19 protein-coding genes are annotated in these 21,327 nt (G+C 70.9%); 14 read left to right on the forward strand and 5 right to left on the reverse strand.

All coding sequences use genetic code 11. The annotated features are described in order from the left end of the window. The first annotated feature begins 305 nt into the window (after positions 1 to 305). From AB0D99_RS27975 to mutM, 5 genes are all read left to right on the forward strand, one after another. Positions 306 to 1,337: an ATP synthase F0 subunit B gene (locus AB0D99_RS27975; protein ID WP_362368054.1), complete on the forward strand. Its 1,032-nt coding sequence runs from the start codon at positions 306 to 308 to the stop codon at positions 1,335 to 1,337. A 183-nt stretch (positions 1,338 to 1,520) separates the two neighbouring features. Then, on the forward strand, positions 1,521 to 2,126 hold the full coding sequence (locus tag AB0D99_RS27980) for a DUF177 domain-containing protein (RefSeq protein WP_362368057.1): 606 nt from the start codon (positions 1,521 to 1,523) through the stop codon (positions 2,124 to 2,126). Between the two features lie 2 nt (positions 2,127 to 2,128). Further along, positions 2,129 to 2,302: a 50S ribosomal protein L32 gene (rpmF, locus tag AB0D99_RS27985; protein WP_030496967.1), complete on the forward strand. Its 174-nt coding sequence runs from the start codon at positions 2,129 to 2,131 to the stop codon at positions 2,300 to 2,302. Between the two features lie 19 nt (positions 2,303 to 2,321). Beyond that, positions 2,322 to 3,134 carry a ribonuclease III gene (gene rnc / locus AB0D99_RS27990; RefSeq protein WP_362368061.1) on the forward strand — a complete coding sequence of 271 codons (813 nt, stop codon included), beginning with the start codon at positions 2,322 to 2,324 and terminating at the stop codon, positions 3,132 to 3,134. Between the two features lie 152 nt (positions 3,135 to 3,286). Beyond that, positions 3,287 to 4,147 (forward strand): bifunctional DNA-formamidopyrimidine glycosylase/DNA-(apurinic or apyrimidinic site) lyase, encoded by an 861-nt coding sequence (gene mutM, locus AB0D99_RS27995; RefSeq protein ID WP_362368064.1) that lies wholly within the window; start codon positions 3,287 to 3,289, stop codon positions 4,145 to 4,147. Between the two features lie 55 nt (positions 4,148 to 4,202). Here mutM and AB0D99_RS28000 read toward each other — a convergent pair whose 3' ends face one another. After that, on the reverse strand, positions 4,203 to 4,592 hold the full coding sequence (locus AB0D99_RS28000; RefSeq protein WP_362368067.1) for a helix-turn-helix domain-containing protein: 390 nt from the start codon (positions 4,590 to 4,592) through the stop codon (positions 4,203 to 4,205). A gap of 119 nt (positions 4,593 to 4,711) precedes the next feature. Between AB0D99_RS28000 and AB0D99_RS28005 the strand changes: the two genes are divergently transcribed. Continuing rightward, the gene (locus AB0D99_RS28005) at positions 4,712 to 5,296 is read left to right on the forward strand and encodes a flavodoxin family protein (RefSeq protein ID WP_362368070.1); all 585 of its coding nucleotides are present in this window, start codon (positions 4,712 to 4,714) and stop codon (positions 5,294 to 5,296) included. An 84-nt stretch (positions 5,297 to 5,380) separates the two neighbouring features. Here AB0D99_RS28005 and AB0D99_RS28010 read toward each other — a convergent pair whose 3' ends face one another. Further along, on the reverse strand, positions 5,381 to 6,286 hold the full coding sequence (locus AB0D99_RS28010) for a CAP domain-containing protein (RefSeq protein WP_362368228.1): 906 nt from the start codon (positions 6,284 to 6,286) through the stop codon (positions 5,381 to 5,383). Between the two features lie 180 nt (positions 6,287 to 6,466). Here AB0D99_RS28010 and AB0D99_RS28015 point away from each other — a divergent pair, with 180 nt between their 5' ends. The 4 genes from AB0D99_RS28015 to AB0D99_RS28030 all read left to right on the forward strand — a co-directional run bounded on the left by AB0D99_RS28015 (position 6,467) and on the right by AB0D99_RS28030 (position 12,734). Next, positions 6,467 to 6,748, forward strand: coding sequence for an acylphosphatase (locus tag AB0D99_RS28015; RefSeq protein ID WP_362368073.1), 282 nt, complete (start codon positions 6,467 to 6,469; stop codon positions 6,746 to 6,748). Positions 6,749 to 7,141: 393 nt separating this feature from the next. Continuing rightward, positions 7,142 to 7,357 carry a hypothetical protein gene (locus tag AB0D99_RS28020; protein WP_215066520.1) on the forward strand — a complete coding sequence of 72 codons (216 nt, stop codon included), beginning with the start codon at positions 7,142 to 7,144 and terminating at the stop codon, positions 7,355 to 7,357. Positions 7,358 to 7,545: 188 nt separating this feature from the next. Continuing rightward, entirely contained in the window at positions 7,546 to 11,100 is a 3,555-nt protein-coding gene (gene smc, locus AB0D99_RS28025; RefSeq protein ID WP_362368077.1) for a chromosome segregation protein SMC, read from the forward strand. A 203-nt stretch (positions 11,101 to 11,303) separates the two neighbouring features. Next, the gene (locus AB0D99_RS28030; RefSeq protein ID WP_362368080.1) at positions 11,304 to 12,734 is read left to right on the forward strand and encodes a sugar porter family MFS transporter; all 1,431 of its coding nucleotides are present in this window, start codon (positions 11,304 to 11,306) and stop codon (positions 12,732 to 12,734) included. Positions 12,735 to 12,782: 48 nt separating this feature from the next. Here the strand turns inward: AB0D99_RS28030 and AB0D99_RS28035 are convergent, their stop codons facing one another. Beyond that, positions 12,783 to 13,760, reverse strand: coding sequence for an LLM class flavin-dependent oxidoreductase (locus tag AB0D99_RS28035; protein WP_362368083.1), 978 nt, complete (start codon positions 13,758 to 13,760; stop codon positions 12,783 to 12,785). Between the two features lie 60 nt (positions 13,761 to 13,820). After that, on the reverse strand, positions 13,821 to 15,272 hold the full coding sequence (locus AB0D99_RS28040; protein ID WP_362368086.1) for a cytosine permease: 1,452 nt from the start codon (positions 15,270 to 15,272) through the stop codon (positions 13,821 to 13,823). 85 nt (positions 15,273 to 15,357) lie between these two features. Here AB0D99_RS28040 and ftsY point away from each other — a divergent pair, with 85 nt between their 5' ends. Further along, a complete protein-coding gene (ftsY, locus tag AB0D99_RS28045) occupies positions 15,358 to 16,590 on the forward strand; it encodes a signal recognition particle-docking protein FtsY (RefSeq protein ID WP_362368089.1) in 1,233 nt (410 codons plus the stop codon). A gap of 119 nt (positions 16,591 to 16,709) precedes the next feature. Here ftsY and AB0D99_RS28050 read toward each other — a convergent pair whose 3' ends face one another. Beyond that, positions 16,710 to 17,363, reverse strand: coding sequence for a bifunctional DNA primase/polymerase (locus tag AB0D99_RS28050; protein ID WP_362368092.1), 654 nt, complete (start codon positions 17,361 to 17,363; stop codon positions 16,710 to 16,712). A gap of 416 nt (positions 17,364 to 17,779) precedes the next feature. On the opposite strand from AB0D99_RS28050, the gene AB0D99_RS28055 reads away from it, so the two are divergent. The 3 genes from AB0D99_RS28055 (at position 17,780) to AB0D99_RS28065 (ending at position 21,317) form a co-directional block, all read left to right on the forward strand. Beyond that, positions 17,780 to 19,255, forward strand: coding sequence for a hypothetical protein (locus AB0D99_RS28055; protein ID WP_362368095.1), 1,476 nt, complete (start codon positions 17,780 to 17,782; stop codon positions 19,253 to 19,255). 383 nt (positions 19,256 to 19,638) lie between these two features. Then, entirely contained in the window at positions 19,639 to 20,982 is a 1,344-nt protein-coding gene (locus AB0D99_RS28060; protein WP_362368098.1) for an ammonium transporter, read from the forward strand. Then, a complete protein-coding gene (locus AB0D99_RS28065) occupies positions 20,979 to 21,317 on the forward strand; it encodes a P-II family nitrogen regulator (protein ID WP_101390346.1) in 339 nt (112 codons plus the stop codon). Before AB0D99_RS28060 ends, AB0D99_RS28065 begins: the two co-directional genes overlap by 4 nt. The last annotated feature ends 10 nt before the right edge of the window (positions 21,318 to 21,327 follow it).

Genomic DNA, 21,327 nt, shown 5'->3' on the forward strand with positions numbered 1-21,327 from the left:
CCTCAACCCGGGCCGCGCGGCCGTCCCCCCCCTTTTCGCCCCCCCCACCCCACCCCCCACATGCCGGCCGCCCCCCCGGGCCTTGGGGGCCGCCGCGGGGGGCGGCCACGTCTCCCACCTGGTGCCTCCGGCCGTCCTCGGCAGGCTCACCGAGCGCCTCGCCGAGCAGCGCGGCGGTCAGTGACCCCGGAGGTGACCGCGAGCGACCGTCGTTGACGGTCCGTCATCTGGTCTCGGGCCGGGGGCGACTGCCCTAAAGTCGTCCCGTCCGTCTCCATCCAGCTGTAGAGAGTGGCGAGCATCCGGTGGACGTGCAGAAGAAGCTCGACGAGATCGTCGCGACGGTCACAAACGCCCGCTCCATGCCCATGTCGGCGTCCTGCGTGGTCAACCGCGCCGAGCTGCTCGCCATGCTCGAAGAGGTGCGGGACGCCCTGCCGGGCTCCCTGGCGCAGGCCCAGGAGCTCCTGGGCGGCCGGGAGCAGATGGTGGAGCATGCCCGCCAGGAGGCGGAGCGGATCATCGAGGCCGCCCATGCCGAGCGCGGCTCGCTGATCTCCGACACCCAGGTCGCCCGCCAGTCCCAGGACGAGGCGGACCGGATCCTCTCCGAGGCCCGCAGGGAGGCCGAGGAGATCAAGGCGGAGGCCGACGACTACGTCGACTCCAAGCTCGCCAACTTCGAGGTCGTCCTCAACAAGACGATCGGTTCCGTCGACCGCGGTCGCGAGAAGCTCCTCGGCCGCGGCCCGGGACTGGACGCCCAGGGCTACGCCGACGAGGACGCCCCCGAGTACAGCGCGGACCCGCAGACGCTGATCCACCGGGCCGACGAGTACGTGGACGCCAAGCTGGGCGCCTTCGAGGCCGTGCTCTCCAAGACCCTGGAGGCGGTCGGCCGCGGCCGGCAGAAGCTGCACGGCCGGATCGCCACCGACGACCTCGGAGCCCACATGGCGGCCCAGGACGCGGCGGGCGGCGCGGTCCACACCAGCGACGCGGACTACCTGGCCGGACTCGCGGAGCTGGCCGACCCCGAGCCGGTCCAGCAGCCCGTCCACGAGCAGGTCCCGCAGATCCCCGCGCAGCAGCCGGACCCGTACGGGTACCAGCAGCCGCAGCACCAGGACGCGTACGCCTACCAGGCCCAGGCCCAGGATCCGTACGGCTACCCGACCCAGGACCCCTACGCGTACCAGCAGCCGCAGCAGCAGCCGGTCTACGACTACCAGCAGCCGCAGGCGGCCGCGCTCGACGAGACCAGCTTCTTCGACACGAGCATGATCGACCTGGAGCAGCTGCGTCGGTACGAGCAGGGGCACGGCCAGGGGCACTGAGCCGGCTCCGGCCATGCCCGGATTGGGCCCTGAGCGAAGCGTCCAGTATCCTGGCTCTTCGGTCGCGCGTATGCCCGCGATCCATGCTGCCCGCTTCGTCTCTCGATTCGAACACGGCAGCCCCCTCACGATCCGAAAGCAGGAAGAGCCCTGAGCACGCGCCTCGACCACCGCAACCCCCTCGTGTTCGACACGCACGAGCTGGGGCGGCGTCCTGGTGCCCTTCAGAGGATCTCCCGCTCGGCGTCGGCCCCCAAGGACTTCGGTGTCGAAGGGGTCATCGGCGTGCCGGAAGGCTCGCCCGTGGAAATCGACCTCCGTCTCGAGTCGGTCATGGAAGGGGTGCTCGTCACAGGCACCGCCCGTGCATCGGCCGAGGGGGAGTGCGTAAGGTGTCTGGAGCCCGTCGAGCTCGATCTCGACGTGGACTTCCAGGAGATGTTCTCGTACCCCGACTCCGACGACCGGGGCCGCTCCAAGGCGGCCGCGGACGACGAAGCCGAGGACGACGAGGACATGATCCCCCTCGAGGACGGCATGTTCGACCTCGAACCCGTGCTGCGTGATGCGGTGGTGCTCGCACTTCCGATGCAGCCGGTGTGCCGGGAGGACTGTGCGGGTCTGTGTTCCGAATGCGGGACCAACCTGAACGAGAACCCGGACCACCACCATGAAGCCGTCGACATTCGTTGGGCGGCACTGCAGGGACTCGCCGGTTCGCTGGGAACCGATGAGAAGGACAACATGAGCGGCGCCGAAGCTGGCGTCGACGAGAAGCAGGAGAAGTAGCCGTGGCTGTTCCGAAGCGGAAGATGTCGCGCAGCAACACGCGCCACCGCCGGTCGCAGTGGAAGGCTGCGGTCCCCACCCTGGTTTCGTGTGAGCGTTGCCAGGAGCCGAAGCAGCAGCACATCGCGTGCCCGAGCTGCGGCACCTACAACAAGCGCCAGGTCCTCTCGGTCTGAGTGGCTGGTGAGAGGCGCAATGTCTGAGTCCAACAAGACGGACAATGCCTCGTCCCACACGCTTCTGGAAGGGCGGCTCGGGTATCAGCTCGAGTCCGCCCTTCTGGTGCGTGCGCTGACGCACCGCTCGTACGCGTACGAGAACGGCGGTCTGCCCACCAACGAGCGGCTCGAGTTCCTCGGGGACTCGGTGCTCGGCCTGGTGGTCACGGACACGCTGTACCGCACCCACCCCGACCTGCCCGAAGGCCAGCTGGCCAAGTTGCGGGCCGCGGTGGTCAATTCGCGTGCGCTGGCGGAGGTCGGTCGCGGCCTCGAACTCGGCTCCTTCATCCGGCTCGGCCGGGGTGAAGAGGGAACGGGTGGCCGGGACAAGGCGTCCATCCTCGCCGACACGCTTGAAGCGGTGATCGGTGCGGTCTATCTCGACCAGGGCCTCGACGCGGCCTCGGAGCTGGTGCACCGGCTCTTCGACCCGCTCATCGAGAAGTCCTCGAACCTCGGTGCAGGACTGGACTGGAAGACCAGCCTCCAGGAACTGACCGCGGCAGAGGGGCTGGGTGTTCCGGAGTACCTCGTCACGGAGACGGGTCCGGACCACGAGAAGACCTTCACCGCTGCCGCCCGCGTCGGTGGTGTCTCGTACGGCACCGGCACCGGCCGCAGCAAGAAGGAAGCGGAGCAGCAGGCGGCGGAGTCCGCATGGCGCGCGATTCGCGCGGCGGCGGACGAGCGTCTCGCGGCGGCGAAGGCCGCGGCGGACGCGGCGGCCGAGACGACGCCGGAAGAGGCCGCCGACACCTCTTCCCCCGCGGACCAGGCCACGGCCTGAAGCCCTCGCTTCCCGACGGCACCGCTTTTCGACGACCCCGTCCGGGGCCCCCAAGGGCCTCCGGGCGGGGTCGTCCGCATCCGGCCGGACGCCTCCGGTCCGGGCGGTAGGCTGCGGGCGTCGCCTTTCCCGCATCCCTCCGGAGGAGTCCCGTGCCCGAGTTGCCCGAGGTCGAGGTCGTACGACGCGGTCTTGAGCGCTGGGTCGACGGGCGCACCGTGGGTGAGGTCGAGGTGCTGCATCCGAGGGCCGTGCGCCGCCACCCGGCCGGCGGGGCGGACTTCGCCGCCCGGCTCAAGGGGCACCGCTTCGGGACGGCACGGCGCCGCGGCAAGTACCTCTGGATCCCGCTCGCGGACGCCGAGGTCTCCGTCCTGGGGCATCTCGGCATGAGCGGGCAGCTGCTCGTGCAGCCCGAGGACGCCCCCGACGAGAAGCATCTGCGGATCCGCGTCCGCTTCGAGGACGGCCTCGGCACCGAGCTGCGCTTCGTCGACCAGCGGACCTTCGGCGGGCTCTCGATCCACGAGAACACGGCGGACGGTCTTCCCGACGTCATCGCGCACATCGCCCGGGATCCGCTGGACCCGGCGTTCGACGACGCGGCCTTCCAGACGGCGCTGCGCCTGCGCCGTACGACCGTCAAGCGCGCGCTGCTCGACCAGACGCTGATCAGCGGGGTCGGCAACATCTACGCCGACGAGGCGCTGTGGCGGGCGAAGCTGCACTACGAACGCCCCACCGCGACGCTGACCCGGCCGCGCTCCGCCGAGCTGCTCGGGCACGTACGGGACGTCATGAACGCGGCCCTCGCCGCGGGCGGCACCAGCTTCGACAGCCTCTACGTCAATGTGAACGGGGAGTCGGGCTACTTCGACCGGTCGCTGGACGCCTACGGGCGCGAGGACGAGCCGTGCCGTCGCTGCGGTACGCCGATGCGGCGCCGGCCGTGGATGAACCGCTCCAGCTACTTCTGCCCCCGCTGCCAGCGCCCGCCGCGCACCACGGCCTGACGGTCGCCCTCCGGGGGACGACGCCCGGTCGCCGCGTGCCGACGGTCGCGGTCGCTCAGGCGCGGGCAGCCGCCGTCCGCGCCTCGTCGTAGCCCTCGCGGGCCGCGAGGACGTCCGGCATCCGGCCCTCGACCAGGTCGATCAGCGCGCGCAGCCGCTCCGCGATCTCGCGGCCCAGCGGTGTCAGCCGGTAGTCGACGCGCGGCGGGTTGGTCGGCTGCGCCTCGCGGTGGACGAGCCCGTCGCGCTCCAGCGCGTGCAGGGTCTGCGCCAGCATCTTCTCGCTGACCCCGTCGACCCGGCGGCGCAGTTCGTTGAACCGGAACGTGCCCTCATGGAGCGCGCCCAGCGTGAGCGTGCCCCACCGGCCCGTCACATGCTCCAGCGTCTCGCGCGAGGTACAGGCCCGGGCGAACACGTCGAACACGAGGTCGTCAGCAGTCATGCCCTCTACCATACTCGCGCGCAGCGCTAACCATGAGAGTGCGCTCTCCCCAGGATTGCACTTCCGGAAAGTTAGTGCTCTACTTCTCCTCGTCCCCCTTGCCGATGAGGAGTCCCTCCATGTCCACGCCTGTCGTCTCCATCGCCTACCACTCCGGCTTCGGCCACACCGCCGTCGTCGCCGAGGCCGTCCGCGCCGGGGCGCTCGACGCGGGCGCCACCGTCCACCTGATCAAGGTCGACGAGATCACCGACGCCCAGTGGGAGCTGCTGGACGCCTCCGACGCGATCGTCTTCGGTTCGCCGACGTACATGGGTACGGCCTCGGGCGCGTTCCACCGGTTCGCCGAGGACAGCTCCAAGCGCTGGTTCACGGACGCCTGGATCGACAAGCTGGCCGCGGGCTTCACCAACTCCGCGTCCAAGAGCGGCGACAAGCTGCACACCCTGCAGTTCTTCCAGACCCTGGCCGCCCAGCACGGGATGACCTGGGTCAACCTCGGCCTGAAGCCGGGCTGGAACACCACCGAGGCGTCGGAGAACGACATCAACCGCCTCGGCTTCTTCTCCGGCGCCGCCGCACAGACCCACAACGACCTGGGCCCCGAGGGCGTCCACAAGGCCGACCTGGCCACCGCCGAACACCTCGGCCGCCGCGTGGCCACGACCGCCCGCACCTTCGCCACGGGCCGCGCCGCCGCCTGACCCCCGCACCACGAGAAGGACCCCGCCACCATCCGGTGACGGGGTCCTTCTCGTGCGGACGGCCGAGAGGCCGATCCCGACGGCTCAGAAGCCGAACTCCTGGGTCCACCAGGGGCCGCCGTCCGCGAAGTGCACGCCGACGCCCATGGTCTTGTAGTCGCAGTTCAGGATGTTCGCGCGGTGGCCGTCGCTGTTCATCCACGACGCCATCACCGCCGCGGCGTCCACCTGGCCGCGGGCGATGTTCTCGCCGCCCATGCCGGTGACGCCCGCCTGCTCGGCGCGGTCCCAGGGGGTGTCGCCGTCCGGGTCCGTGTGGTCGAAGAAGCCCCTCTGCGCCATGTCCTGGCTGAAGGCACCCGCCAGTGCGGCGAGGGCGCCGTCGGACCGGACCGGCGTGCAGCCCACCTTGGCCCGCTCCACGTTGACCAGCCGTACGACCTCGGCCTCGGCGGCCTCGGCCCGGCTCGGCGCGGACGTGGTCGGCGCGGGAGCGGGGGTGCGTACGACGGGCTTCTCGGTCGTGGGCGCCGGCTTGGGCTTCGGCTTCGCGGTCGTCTTCGACGGCTGCGGGGCCGGCTTCTTCGGCGCCGGCGACGCGGTGGTCTTCGACGGCTTCGGCTTCGGCTTCGCCGACGGCTTCGCGGAGGGCGAGGACGTCTTGCCGCTCGCCGTGCCGGTACCTGCGCTCGGCGACTGGGCCGTCGGCGTCGCGGACGAGCCGCCCTGGGTCGTCAGCTCCGGCGTCTGGCGGTACTCCGTGGAGGTCTGCCGCTCACCGGAACCGGCGCTGCCCACGGTCAGGGTCTCCCCGCCGGGCAGAAGGCCCGAGGCGACGGCGACCGCGCCGACCGCCACCGCGGCGGACGCGCCGAGAAGTCCCGTACGCATGCCGCGCTTCCTGCGGCGTTCACCCCGGTGCCGGCGGTCCGAACCCGCCGCGTAATCTTCTGCGGCGGGCGCGGCGCCGGAGCGACGATGGCGTCCCATCTGCTCTGCCTTCCTGACGACCTGTGCTGGACTCTTTGCTGATCTTTGCTTCTGCGTGCCCATGGCGGGCCTGCTCGAAGAGGCGCACCCGAACGGGTGAGCCTCATTCCGTCGGGACTGTACGCCATGACGCGCCGGGGCGACGTGCTCCTTCGCCGATTGGCCCGTTAGCGTGCAGCCATGAATGAAGACGTACGGCTCACCGCCTGGGTGCGCGGCCGAGTACAGGGAGTGGGCTTCCGCTGGTTCACCAGGGCAAACGCCTTGGAGATCGGAGGGCTCGTCGGCTTCGCCCTCAACCTCGACGACGGGCGCGTGCAGGTCGTGGCCGAGGGGCCGAGTGAGAATTGCCACCGTCTGCTCGACTGGCTCCGCTCCGGCGACACTCCCGGGCGGGTCGACGGAGTGACGGAGATCTGGGCCACTCCGCGCGGCGGTTACGAGAGCTTCGCGATCCGCTGACGGACGGCTCGGCCGAGCCCCGTCCGGTGGCCTGCTCGACCCCCGTGCGGACGTTCGGTGGCGAGCCGTGGAAGCGGAAATGGCCTGATGGTTGCCGAGAGGGGCTTGCGGTCGAGCGCTCCGCGCGGAAGGATGATCGCTACGCCCCTGAGGCACCGAGTTGCGAGGCGCCGCCGCCTGTTCCACGGCCGCGGACCCCTTGGTCGCCCTTGATACGGGGCGTGATCGTGTTGACCGTCAAACTTTTTGGTGAGACGCTGGAATCCCCGCGCACCTTAGCTGTTTGGCAGTACGAACCGGCACGACATGAAGCACTGCCGAGCACCGCGGGTGCGAAATCCCTCACGACCCACACCGCTTCGGTCGGTCACTCAGTGTGGAGGACCATCCATCATGGCAAAGGCGCTTCTCGGTTACGTCGGCGGCTCCGACCCGCGACTCCTCGCCGAGATGCGACGGCTTCAGCAGCGCGTCCAGGACCTGGAGTCCGAGCTCGTTCGGATCCAGTCCGAGAACGACGCGCTCAACGCTGCCGCCGCACAGCACGGTGAGTCGCTGCTCGACAGCATCGACCTCGACGTTCCCCAGGCGGAGCCTGCGCTCACCTGACAGTCAGCCCCGTGCCGGGGCCAGGTGAGAAACACTCACGCCAGCACAGCTGGATATGCAAGGGGCGCTCCGGCGTCCCTTCTTTCTTGAGTCCCCCATGAGCCCCCCATGCCCCACCGTTCCTTAGGGGAGGGTGTGCCCTGCGTCTTCATGGGTGAAACGCGCAACCACAGGTAGAGTCCGGGGGCGTGCATCTCAAGGCCCTGACCCTCCGCGGTTTCAAGTCGTTCGCGTCCGCCACCACGCTGCGGTTCGAACCGGGAATCACGTGTGTCGTCGGGCCGAACGGCTCGGGCAAGTCCAACGTCGTGGACGCCCTGTCCTGGGTCATGGGAGAGCAGGGCGCCAAGTCGCTGCGCGGCGGCAAGATGGAGGACGTCATCTTCGCCGGCACGACCGGGCGGCCACCGCTCGGTCGTGCCGAGGTCTCGCTGACCATCGACAACTCCGACGGCGCGCTCCCCATCGACTACGCCGAGGTCACCATCACCCGGATCATGTTCCGGGGTGGCAGCAGCGAGTACCAGATCAACGGCGACACCTGCCGGCTGCTCGACATCCAGGACCTGCTCTCCGACTCCGGCATCGGCCGCGAGATGCACGTCATCGTCGGCCAGGGCCAGCTCGACTCCGTCCTGCACGCCGACCCGATGGGCCGCCGCGCCTTCATCGAGGAGGCCGCGGGCGTCCTCAAGCACCGCAAGCGCAAGGAGAAGGCGCTGCGGAAGCTCGACGCGATGCAGGCCAACCTCGCGCGCGTGCAGGACCTCACCGACGAACTGCGCCGCCAGCTCAAGCCGCTCGGCCGGCAGGCGGCGGTGGCCCGCCGCGCCGCGGTCATCCAGGCCGATCTGCGGGACGCCCGGCTGCGACTGCTCTCCGACGACCTCGTACGCCTTCAGGAGGGGCTGAAGGCGGAGGTCGCCGACGAGGCCGCGCTCAAGGAGCGCAAGGAGAGCGCCGAGGCGGAGCTCCGGGCCGCGCTCGCCAAGGAGGCCGAGCTGGAGGACGAGGTCCGCAGGCTCGCCCCGCGCCTCCAGCGCGCCCAGCAGACCTGGTACGAGCTCTCCCAGCTCGCCGAGCGGGTCCGTGGCACCGTGTCGCTGGCCGACGCGCGGGTGAAGAGCGCCACCGCTCAGCCGCCGGAGGAGCGCCGGGGGCGGGACCCCGAGGACATGGAGCGCGAGGCGGCCCGGATCCGCGAGCAGGAGGCCGAGCTGGAGGCCGCACTCGAAGCGGCCGAACGAGCCCTGGAGGACACCGTCGCGCACCGCGCCGATCTGGAGCGCGAACTCGCGGTGGAGGAGCGAAGGCTCAAGGACGTGGCCCGCGCCATCGCCGACCGGCGCGAGGGTCTTGCCCGGCTGCACGGTCAGGTCAACGCCGCTCGCTCGCGCGCCGCGTCGGCGCAGGCCGAGATCGACCGGCTCGCCGCCGCCCGGGACGAGGCCCGGGAACGGGCGGCCGCGGCGCAGGAGGAGTACGAGCAGCTCAAGGCCGAGGTCGACGGACTCGACGCGGGTGACACGGAACTGGGGGAGCGGCACGAGACCGCCCGACGGGACCTCGCCGCGGCCGAGGGGGAGCTGACGGCCGCCCGGGAGGCGGCCACGGAGGCCGACCGGAGCCGCGCCGCCACCCGCGCCCGGCACGAGGCGCTCTCGCTCGGACTGCGCCGCAAGGACGGCACCGGAGCGCTTCTCGGCGCCCGGGACGGCCTGAGCGGCGTGCTCGGCCCGGCAGCCGAACTGCTCACCGTCACCCCGGGACACGAGGTCCCGCTCGCGGCCGCCCTCGGCGCCGCCGCGGACGCGATCGCCGTCTCCGGCCCCTCGGCGGCGGCCGAGGCGCTGCGCCTGCTCCGCAAGCAGGACGCGGGCCGCGCCGCCCTGCTGCTCGCCGGCGGGGAGGCTCCGGCGGAGTCCCCGGAGCCCGCCGGCGGACACCCGCGCGCCGCGGACCTCGTGCGCGGACCCGAGGAACTCATGACGTCCGTACGACGGTTGCTCGCCGGGGTCGTGGTGGTCGGGACGCTGGAGGAGGCCGAGGAGCTGGTCTACGCCCAGCCGTCCCTCACCGCCGTCACCGCCGAGGGGGACGTGCTCGGGGCGCACTTCGCGCAGGGCGGCTCCGCAGGGGCGCCCAGTCTCCTGGAGGTGCAGGCGTCCGTCGACGAGGCGGCCGCCGAACTGGACGAGCTGGAGTCGCGCTGCGCACGGCTGGCCGCCGTCCAGCAGGAGGCAGCCGAACGCCGGCGCGCGTCCGCCGTGCTCGTCGACGAGCTGGCGGAGCGCCGCCGCGCCGCCGACCGCGAGAAGTCCCAGGTCGCGCAGCAGCTGGGCCGGCTCGCGGGACAGGCACGCGGCGCCGCGGGGGAGGCCGAGCGCACCACCGCGGCCGCCGCCCGCGCCGAAGAGGCCCTGGAGAAGGCGCTGTACGAGGCCGAGGAGCTCGCCGAGCGGCTGCTGGTCGCCGAGGAGACCCCGGCCGAGGAGGAGCCCGACACCTCCGTGCGCGACCGGCTCGCCGCCGACGGCGCCAACGCCCGCCAGACCGAGATGGAGGCCCGGCTCCAGCTCCGTACCCACGAGGAGCGGGTCAAGGGCCTCGCGGGACGCGCCGACTCCCTCGACCGGGGCGCCCGCGCCGAACGCGAGGCACGCGCGCGTGCCGAGCGACGCCGCGCCCGCCTGCGCCACGAGGCGGAGGTCGCCGGGGCCGTCGCCGCGGGCGCCCGGCAGCTGCTCGCGCACATCGAGGTCTCCCTGGTGCGGGCCGAGCAGGAGCGCGCGCTCGCCGAGGCCGCCAAGGGCGCCCGTGAGCAGGGCCTCGCCGGGGCACGGAACCGGGGCCGCGACCTGAAGGCCGAGCTGGACAAGCTCACCGACTCCGTCCACCGGGGCGAGGTCCTCGGCGCGGAGAAGAGGATGCGGATCGAGCAGCTGGAGACCAAGGCCCTGGAGGAGCTGGGCGTCGAGCCCGCCAGCCTGGTCTCCGAGTACGGCCCCCATCAGCCCGTACCGCCGTCGCCGCCCGCGGAGGGCGAGGAACTGCCGGAGGACCCGGAGCATCCGCGCAACCAGCCGCGCCCCTTCGTCCGTTCGGAGCAGGAGAAGCGGCTCAAGGCCGCCGAACGGGCGTACCAGCAGCTCGGCAAGGTGAATCCGCTGGCACTCGAGGAGTTCGCGGCGCTGGAGGAGCGCCACCAGTTCCTCTCCGAGCAGTTGGAGGACCTGAAGAAGACCCGGGCCGACCTCCTTCAGGTGGTGAAGGAGGTCGACGTACGGGTCGAGCAGGTCTTCACCGAGGCGTACCGGGACACCGCGCGCGAGTTCGAGGGTGTCTTCTCGCGGCTGTTCCCCGGGGGCGAGGGACGGCTCGTCCTGACCGATCCCGACAACATGCTCACCACCGGTGTCGACGTGGAGGCCCGCCCGCCGGGCAAGAAGGTCAAGCGGCTCTCGCTGCTCTCCGGCGGGGAGCGTTCGCTGACGGCCGTGGCGATGCTGGTCTCCATCTTCAAGGCGCGCCCCAGCCCCTTCTATGTGATGGACGAGGTGGAGGCGGCCCTGGACGACACCAACCTCCAGCGGCTGATCCGGATCATGCAGGAGCTCCAGGAGTCCTCGCAGCTCATCGTCATCACGCACCAGAAGCGGACGATGGAGGTCGCGGACGCGCTGTACGGCGTTTCCATGCAGGGCGACGGGGTATCGAAGGTCATCAGCCAACGACTGCGGTGATGATCAACTTCAAGTATTGAACTCAAACGGTTCGATTCGCGGTTTCAAGTCATACGACATCACCTCTTGACTTCGGAACTTGAAGGCATAGTCTCTGCAACGTTGCTTTTACCTTCACGTGGTGGGCGGCGCGATGTTGTGCGCCACTTGAAGGGCTCGCCCCCCACGCCCCGGCGACGCTGCCGGAGCCCGTAGGAGTCCATGTGACCAGCACGCAGGCCCCCACGCCGCCGCCTTCCGAAGGCCGGGCCGCCCACCCGGACCACCTCGGCCACGTCATCTTCATCACCGCGTCGGCCGCGATGGGCGGCTTCCTCTTCGGCTACGACAGCTCCGTCATCAACGGCGCCGTCGAGGCCATCCGGGACCGCTACGACATCGGCTCCGGCACGCTGGCCCAGGTCATCGCCATCGCCCTGATCGGCTGCGCCATCGGCGCCGCGACCGCCGGCCGCATGGCCGACAAGATCGGCCGCATCCGCTGCATGCAGATCGCCGCCGTGCTGTTCACCGTCAGCGCCGTCGGCTCGGCCCTGCCCTTCGCCCTGTGGGACCTCGCGTTCTGGAGGATCATCGGCGGTTTCGCCATCGGCATGGCCTCGGTGATCGGCCCGGCCTACATCGCCGAGGTCGCCCCCGCCGCCTACCGCGGCCGCCTCGGCTCCTTCCAGCAGGCCGCGATCGTCATCGGCATCGCCGTCTCCCAGCTCGTCAACTACGGCATCCTGCAGCTCGCCGACGGGGACCAGCGCGGCGAGATCGGCGGCCTCGAAGCCTGGCAGTGGATGCTCGGCGTCATGGTCGTCCCCGCCGTCCTCTACGGTCTGCTCTCCTTCGCCATCCCGGAGTCCCCCCGCTTCCTCATCTCCGTCGGCAAGACCGACAAGGCCAAGGAGGTCCTCTCCGAGGTCGAGGGCCACGGGGTGAACCTGGACCACCGCGTCGCCGAGATCGAGCAGGCCATGCGCCGCGAGCACAAGTCGACCTTCAAGGACCTGCTCGTCGTCGGCAGCCGCTTCAAGCTGCTCCCGATCGTCTGGGTCGGCATCGGGCTCTCGGTCTTCCAGCAGCTCGTCGGCATCAACGTCGCGTTCTACTACTCCTCGACGCTCTGGCAGTCGGTCGGCATCGACCCCTCCAGCTCGTTCTTCTACTCGTTCACCACGTCGATCATCAACATCATCGGCACCGTGATCGCGATGGTCCTGGTCGACCGGGTGGGCCGCAAGCCCCTCGCCCTCGTCGGCTCCGTCGGCATGGCCATCGCCCTCGCCTTCGAGGCATGGGCCTTCTCCGCCGACCTCGTCGACGGCAAGCTCCCGAACACCGAGGGCGTCGTCGCGCTCGTCGCCGCCCATGTCTTCGTACTCTTCTTCGCCCTCTCGTGGGGCGTGGTGGTCTGGGTCTTCCTCGGCGAGATGTTCCCCAACCGCATCCGCGCCGCCGCGCTCGGCGTCGCCGCCTCCGCGCAGTGGATCGCCAACTGGGCCATCACCGCGAGCTTCCCGTCCCTCGCGGACTGGAACCTCTCCGGCACGTACATCATCTACACGGTCTTCGCCGTGCTCTCCATCCCCTTCGTGCTCAGGTACGTCAAGGAGACCAAGGGCAAGGCGTTGGAGGAGATGGGCTAAACCCCGCTGCCCCTCTCCTCGAATCCGGAACTGCCCCGGCTCCCGGCCCTATGCCGAGAGCCGGGGCAGCACCGTCTCGCCGAGCAGCCGCAGACTCCGCCACGCCTCCTCGACCGGCATCCCGCCGCACAGCGGATGCAGCACCAGGCTCTCCAGCTCCCGCCCCAGCGCCACGCACTCGTCCGGCGTGACGATCCGGTACACCCCCTCCGCCCGCAGCTCCCCGACCGTCGTCGCCGTCGAGCGCACCGCCGAGCGGATGTCCTTCGACTGCCAGGAGGCGTACGTCCGCGCCTCGTGCAGGAAGTGCTCCCCGTACAGCTCCCAGGACCGGTCCGGGTCCTCCGAGAGATGCAGCAGCGGGGTCTGCTCGGCCGGCATCATCGTCCAGCCGTCGGTGCCGTACTCCGCGCACCGCTCCCGGTAGTACGTCTCCAGCTCCGGCAGATGCGCGCTCGGGAAGAAGGGCAGCCCGAGCCGGGCGGCCCGGCGCGCCGCCGCCTTCGAGGAACCGCCCACCAGCAGCAGCGGGTGCGGACGGGTGAACGGCCGCGGAGTGACCCGCACCGTACGGCCCTGGTACGTGAACGGCTCCCCGGACCACGCCCGCAGCAGGGTCTCCAGGAGCAGGTCCTGCAACTTCCCCCGGCGGCCCCAGTCGACCCCGCGCTCCTCGTACTCCTCCGGCCGGTAGCCGATGCCCGCGACCGTCACCAGACGCCCGGCGCTCAGCAGGTCGAGGACCGCGATCTCCTCGGCGAGCCGCAGCGGGTCGTGGAGCGGCCCGATGATCGCGGAGACGGTGACCGCGATCCTCTTCGTGGCGCCGAACACGGCCCCCGCGAAGACGAAGGGGGAGGGCAGCCAGTTGTTGGCGGCGCCGTGGTGCTCCTCGGTCTGGACGGTGTCGATGCCGTGCTCGTCGGCGTAGGCCGCCATGGCGAGGGCGGCGCGATAGCGCTCCGAGAGGGACTCGGGGGTCGCATGCGGATCGACGAGGTTGAACCGTACGACGGTGAACGGCATGGGAAGTCCCCCTCCGCGAGCGTGGGATGCCGGCGAAGGGGGACGCTATCTGACGTTGCGTCAGATGGAAACAGTCTCGCGGACCCCGGCCGGCTCCCCGGCCGCCGGCGCGGGCGTCCGCGGCAGCACCGCGTACAGCACACCCGCGACCACGATCGTGACGCCCCAGCCGAGCCCGTGCTCCCCGATCCAGGACGAGGCGAGCGGCCCCGAGAACCAGTCGACCCCGGTGAACAGCAGACCGACCAGCAGGGCCACCGCCCACGCCGTCATGGCCTGCCAGGCGAAGCCGCCCCGGTACCAGTAGGCGCTGGCGCGCGTGGCGTCCATCAGCGCCTCGCCGTCGTACGTCCTCCGGCGCAGCATGTCGACGCCGAAGACACCGATCCACGCGGAGAACGCCACCGCGAGCAGGGTCAGGAACGAGATGAACGAACCGATGAAGCTGGTCGCCACCACCATCAGCAGGAAACCGAAGACCAGGCTGATCACGGCGTTCACGCTCACCGCCGCGGCCCGCGACACCTTGATGCCCAGGGTCTGCGCGGTGAACCCGGCCGAGTACATCGACATCGAGTTGATCAGCAGCATCCCGATCAGCGCGATCACCAGGTACGGCACGGAGATCCAGGTCGGCAGCAGCTCACCGATGAAGGACACCGGGTCCTGCGCCGAGGCCAGCCCGGGGGTCGCCACCGCCATCACCGCGCCCATCAGGACCATCGGCAGCACCACGATCCCCGCGCCGCCGATCGTCGAGCCGACCATCGCCTTCGAGGAGGCCGTACGCGGCAGATAGCGGGTGAAGTCCGGACCGGAGGGGACCCAGCTGATACCGCCGGCCGCGATCGTGCCGATACCCGCGATCATCATCGCCGTCGAACCGGCCGGCTTGGCGAAGACCGCCGACCAGTCGGTGTGGGCGACCAGATAGCCGAGCACGAGCACCGAGAACGCGCCGAACAGGTACGTCGACCACTTGCTGCACACCCGCAGCGCGTTGATGCCGAGCCCGGACACCAGGAAGGTGCAGGCCACGAAGAGCATCAGGGTGATGACGATCAGCGCGGTGTTCGATTCGATGCCGAAGAGCAGATCGAGCACCGTCAGCACCGCGTAGGCGCCGGTGACCGCGTTGATCGTCTCCCAGCCCCAGCGGGCCACCCAGATCAGCGATCCCGGGAAGAGGTTGCCCCGCTGTCCGAAGACGGCCCGCGACAGGGCCATGCCGGGCGAGCCCCCGCGCTTCCCGGCGATGGATATCAGCCCGACGATCCCGTACGAGAGGACCGGCGCGGCCGTCGCGACCACCAGGACCTGCCACAGGTTCAGGCCGTTGAAGACGACCAGGCCCGCGCCCATGGTGAGCAACAGCACACTGATGTTGGCGGCGACCCAGGTCGGGAACAGCTCTCGGACATGGCCGGTGCGCTCCGCGTCGGGAACGGGTTCGAGACCGCGGGTCTCGACGGCGCCCGCGTTCTCGGCGGCGGGTTCGGCGGCAGGGGGCATGGGGGTACTCCGTGCGGGGTGTGGGGGACCCACCCAGCGTACGTGCTCCTCCTCGGGTCCCGTCGTGGCCGATACTGGAGCGGTTATGGAACTCATTCTTGCTGTAGTCATCGCCCTGGTCGTCGCCGTCGCCGTGACCAGCGGGCTCGTGATCAGCGGCCGCAAGAAGAAGCAGCTGCCGCCGCCCGAGTCCCCGTCCACCACGCCGACCATCACCGCTCCGCCCGCCGAGCCGCACGTCGGCGACGAGGCGGAGACACCGCGGGAAGAACCACGCCGGAGCATCGAAGAGGTCGACCTCCCGACCGCGGAGCAGGCCGTGGAGGCCCCGGCGGCCGTCGAGGACCCGGTCGTCGCCGAGGCGCCCGCGCCCGAGATCGAGGTGCCGGAACCCACCGCGGGCCGTCTCGTACGGCTCCGGGCCCGCCTCGCCCGCTCGCAGAACTCCCTCGGAAAGGGGCTGCTCACGCTCCTGTCCCGGGACAACCTCGACGAGGACACCTGGGAGGAGATCGAGGAGACCCTCCTCACCGCCGACGTCGGCGTCGCGCCCACCCAGGAGCTGGTCGAGCGGCTGCGCGAGCGCGTCCGCGTCCTCGGCACCCGCACCCCCGAGGAGCTGCGCGGGCTGCTCCGCGAGGAGCTCATCACCCTCCTCGGCCCCGATTTCGACCGCACCGTGAAGACCGAGAGCGACCCCGGCACCCCCGGCGTCGTCATGGTCGTCGGCGTCAACGGCACCGGCAAGACCACCACCACCGGCAAGCTCGCCCGGGTCCTGGTCGCCGACGGCCGCTCCGTCGTCCTCGGCGCCGCCGACACCTTCCGCGCCGCCGCCGCGGACCAGCTCCAGACCTGGGGCGAGCGGGTCGGCGCGCGGACCGTCCGCGGCCCCGAGGGCGGCGACCCCGCCTCGATCGCCTTCGACGCGGTCAAGGAGGGCATCGCCGAGGGAGCCGACGTCGTCCTCATCGACACCGCCGGCCGGCTGCACACCAAGACCGGCCTCATGGACGAGCTCGGCAAGGTCAAGCGGGTCGTCGAGAAGCACGGCCCGCTGGACGAGGTCCTGCTCGTGCTGGACGCCACCACCGGTCAGAACGGCCTGGTCCAGGCCCGGGTCTTCGCCGAGGTCGTCGACATCACCGGCATCGTCCTCACCAAGCTCGACGGCACGGCCAAGGGCGGCATCGTCGTCGCGGTCCAGCGCGAGCTGGGCGTCCCGGTCAAGCTGATCGGCCTGGGCGAGGGTCCGGACGACCTGGCCCCCTTCGAGCCGGCGGCCTTCGTCGACGCGCTGATCGGCGACGGCGCCTAGGAGCCCACGGCAGCAGGACGCGGCCCCGGCCCACCAGTGGTGGGCCGGGGCCGCGTCCTTCCCGGGGGTGTTTCGGAGCCTCGCCGGCCCGAGCGCCGACGCTCGGGCGCGCTCGTCGGCTAGAAGTGGGTGCGATGGCAGATGTACGCCAGGGTCCCGAGAAGCAGCCGCGCCTGCGGCGGCGCGCCGGCCGTGTCCAGCGTCGGCGGCCGGAGCCACCGCACGGGCCCCAGGCCCCCGAGATCCGACGGCGGCGCCGTCACATGGTCACCGGGCCCGAGGCCCCGCAGGTCCAGGTCCGCGTCGTCCCAGCCCATCCGGTACAGCAGCCGCGGCAGCTCCGCCGCGGCTCCCGGCGCCACGAAGAACCACGCCCGTCCCGTCGGCGTCGCGCAGACCGGGCCCAGCGGCAGGCCCATGCGCTCCAGCCGCACCAGCGCCCGGCGCCCCGCGGGCTCGGCGACCTCGATCACGTCGAAGGTGCGGCCCACCGGCAGCAGCAGCGCCGCCCCCGGATACTCCGACCACGCCTTCGTCGCGTCGTCCAGCCCCGCGCCCGCCGGAACCTCCGCGGCGAACGAGAGCGGATGCGCCCCCGGAGCCGTACACGAGGGATCCCCGCAGGAGCACTGGCCGGAGACGGCCCGTGCTCCGGGGACCACGTCCCAGCCCCACAGTCCGGTGTACTCGGCCACCGCTGTGCACTCTGTGGTGCGGACGCGGCGGCGTGAGCCGGACCGCATCTCACGAATGCCGCCGATCGTGAAGCCCATGCCCCCTCCAACGGGTCGGACGCGCCGGTGGTTACGACCCGGAGCATCGCCGTCACGCTCCGTCGCCACGGATGGCGCGCCGTCGCGGTCGGGGTGGTGCGGTGCGTCGCGCACGCCTCCTCGCGCAACACTCCGCCGACCCAGGTCGTCGCATGTCAAGTGAATCGTGTTCGGCGGCAGGCGAGTTCATTCGAAGGGGTGGCGAATGGTGGCGTTTCTTGAAACCGCCTCGCTAGGGGGTGATCGTAGGATTACTTTCGGTGCACGAACCCCGGAGCTCGTTGCGCGCGTGGGTATGCCGGGGGCAACCCGCTTTCCAGTTCGAAGGAGTCCAAGCTCCAGACGAACGCCGCAACACACGGCATTCTGATAGGGGTTCGCGTAGCAGAGGCATCGACGTGGATGGGGGCGTTCCTGTGGGCGGCAACGGCGCAGACGGTACGACTGCCGGCAAGCGCCCGAACGAGCAGCTGAGCTCGTGGTTCGTGCGAAGCGGCTGGTCGAAGGGCGAGCTGGCGCGCCAAGTGAACCGCAGGGCGCGCCAGATGGGCGCGCACCACATCTCCACCGACACCTCCCGCGTCCGCCGCTGGCTGGACGGCGAGCAGCCCCGCGAACCCATCCCGCGGATCCTCTCCGAACTGTTCTCCGAACGCTTCGGCGCCGTCGTGGCCGTCGAGGACATCGGACTGCGCGCCGCCCACCAGTCACCGTCCGTCTCCGGTGTCGACCTGCCCTGGGCGGGCCCCCAGACCGTCGCCCTGCTCAGCGAGTTCTCCCGCAGCGACCTGATGCTCGCCCGTCGCGGCTTCCTCGGCTCCGCCCTCTCGCTCGCCGCCGGCCCCTCCCTCATCGAGCCCATGCAGCGCTGGCTCGTCCCCACGCCCGCCGGCGAACCCGAGCGCCCCGAACCGCCGGTCGACACCCGACGCCCCGGCCGCCTCTCCCCGGGCGAGCTCGACCTCCTCGAATCGACCACGGCGATGTTCCGCCAGTGGGACGCGCAGTGCGGCGGCGGGCTGCGCCGCAAGGCGGTCGTCGGCCAACTCCACGAGGTCACCGACCTCCTCCAGGAGCCCCAGCCGGCCGCCACCGCCCAGCGCCTCTTCAAGTGCGCGGCCGAACTGGCCGAACTGGCCGGATGGATGAGCTACGACGTGGGCCTGCAGCCCACCGCCCAGAAGTACTTCGTCCTCGCCCTGCACGCCGCGAAGGAGGCGGGCGACAAGCCGCTCGGCTCGTACATCCTCTCCTCGATGAGCCGCCAGATGATCCACCTCGGCAGGCCCGACGACGCCCTCGAACTCATCCACCTCGCCCAGTACGGCAGCCGCGACTGCGCCACCCCGCGCACCCAGGCCATGCTGTATGCGATGGAGGCCCGCGCCTACGCCAACATGGGCCAGCCCTCCAAGTGCAAGCGGGCCGTCCGCATGGCCGAGGACACCTTCGCCGACGTCGGCCTCGACGGCGAGCCCGAGCCCGACTGGATCCGCTTCTTCTCCGAGGCCGAACTCAACGGCGAGAACTCCCACTCCTACCGCGACCTCGCCTACGTCGCCGGCCGCTCCCCGACCTACGCCTCCCTCGCCGAACCGGTGATGGAGCGGGCCGTCGCCCTCTTCGAGAAGGACAGCGAGCACCAGCGTTCGTACGCGCTGAACCTGATCGGCATGGCCACCGTGCACCTCCTCAAGCGGGAGCCCGAGCAGTCCGTCACCCTCGTCGAGAAGGCCCTCGGCGTCGCCAGAAGGGTCCGCTCCGAGCGCGTCAACACCCGCTTGCGCAAGACCGTCGACACCGCCGCCCGCGACTTCCGCGACGTCGCCGAGGTCGTCCAGCTCACCGACCGGCTCACCGCCCTGCTGCCCGAGACCGCCGAGGCGGTCTGAGCGCCGCCACCCCTCGGACTCCGGCCGCGACAGCCGTCCCCCACTGCCCGACTCGGCTCCCCCGCCGCCAGGACACAGGGACGCTGCCGCGGCCGGTCCTCTTCGCGGCCACCGCGCCGCGCGCGCTCACGGAGGCGGCCGACCGCCCCCATGGCCGCTCATCCGACGGTCGCGCCCGGGAACGCACGCGTTACATATCCGTGACCTTGCCGTTCACAGTCGCGTAACACGTCCCACCCCTTCGTCACTGCGGCGAAACATCGTGCGGCATCGACGGAAACCGCGCTGCGCGAATCTCTGGCGCATAACCGGCCACCCCTCACGGCCAAGCCGCTCTCCGGCCCCGCCCCCGCACAGGCCGTACCGACGACGAGGAGACGCCGATGGCACCAGCCATCACGACCCTGGCCGCAGACGAGCTGTCTGCAGCCAACACCGGGTTCATGCTCATCTGCTCCGCCCTGGTCATGCTGATGACCCCGGCACTCGCCTTCTTCTACGGAGGCATGGTCCGCGTCAAGTCCACCCTGAACATGCTGATGATGAGCTTCATCAGCCTCGGGATCGTCACGATCCTCTGGGTGCTCTACGGCTTCAGCATCGCCTTCGGCACCGACTCCGGATCGCTCATCGGCTGGTCCTCCGAGTACGTCGGCCTCAGCGGCATCGGCGTCACCGAACTGTGGGACGGCTACACCATCCCGGTGTACGTCTTCGCCGTCTTCCAGCTGATGTTCGCGATCCTCACCCCCGCCCTCATCAGCGGCGCCCTGGCGGACCGCGTCAAGTTCACCGCCTGGGCCCTCTTCATCGCCCTCTGGGTCACCGTCGTCTACTTCCCCGTCGCCCACTGGGTCTGGGGCGCGGGCGGCTGGCTCTTCGAGATGGGCGTCATCGACTTCGCCGGCGGTACGGCGGTCCACATCAACGCCGGCGCCGCGGCCCTCGGCGTGATCCTCGTCATCGGCAAGCGCGTCGGCTTCAAGAAGGACCCGATGCGCCCGCACAGCCTCCCGCTCGTCATGCTCGGCGCCGGCCTGCTCTGGTTCGGCTGGTTCGGCTTCAACGCCGGCTCCTGGCTCGGCAACGACGACGGCGTCGGCGCGGTGATGTTCGTCAACACCCAGGTCGCCACCGCCGCCGCCATGCTCGCCTGGCTGCTCTACGAGAAGATCCGCCACGGCTCCTTCACCACCCTGGGCGCCGCCTCCGGCGCGGTCGCCGGCCTCGTCGCCATCACCCCCGCCGGCGGCTCCTGCTCCCCGCTCGGCGCCATCGCCATCGGTGCCATCGCCGGTCTCGTCTGCGCCATGGCCGTCGGCCTCAAGTACAAGTTCGGCTACGACGACTCCCTCGACGTCATCGGCGTCCACCTCGTCGGCGGTGTCATCGGCTCCCTGCTCGTCGGCTTCTTCGCCACCGGCGGCGTCCAGTCCGACGCCAAGGGCCTCTTCTACGGCGGCGGCCTCGACCAGCTCGGCAAGCAGGCCATCGGCGTCGTCGCCGTCCTCGCCTACTCTCTGATCGCCTCCGCGATCCTCGCGCTGCTCATCGACAAGACGATGGGCATGAGGGTCAGCGAGGACGACGAGGTCTCCGGCATCGACCAGGTCGAGCACGCCGAGACCGCGTACGACTTCAGCGGAGCCGGCGGCGGAGCCTCCTCGCGCTCCACGGCCGCCGCCCCCGCCCCCGCCGTCACGGAGAACAAGAAGGTGGACGCATGAAGCTCATCACCGCGGTCGTGAAGCCGCACCGGCTCGACGAGATCAAGGAGGCCCTCCAGGCCTTCGGGGTCCAGGGCCTCACGGTCACCGAGGCCAGCGGCTACGGCCGCCAGCGCGGCCACACCGAGGTCTACCGCGGTGCCGAGTACACCGTCGACCTCGTCCCCAAGATCCGCATCGAGGTGCTCGTCGAGGACGACGACGCCGAACAGCTCATCGATGTCGTGGTCAAGGCCGCCCGAACCGGCAAGATCGGTGACGGCAAGGTGTGGAGCGTGCCGGTCGAGACCGCCGTACGGGTCCGCACCGGCGAACGCGGTCCGGACGCACTGTAAACGCGGAGCA

Origin of the sequence: Streptomyces sp. NPDC047971, from assembly GCF_040653355.1 — a bacterium.
Classification (GTDB): domain Bacteria; phylum Actinomycetota; class Actinomycetes; order Streptomycetales; family Streptomycetaceae; genus Streptomyces.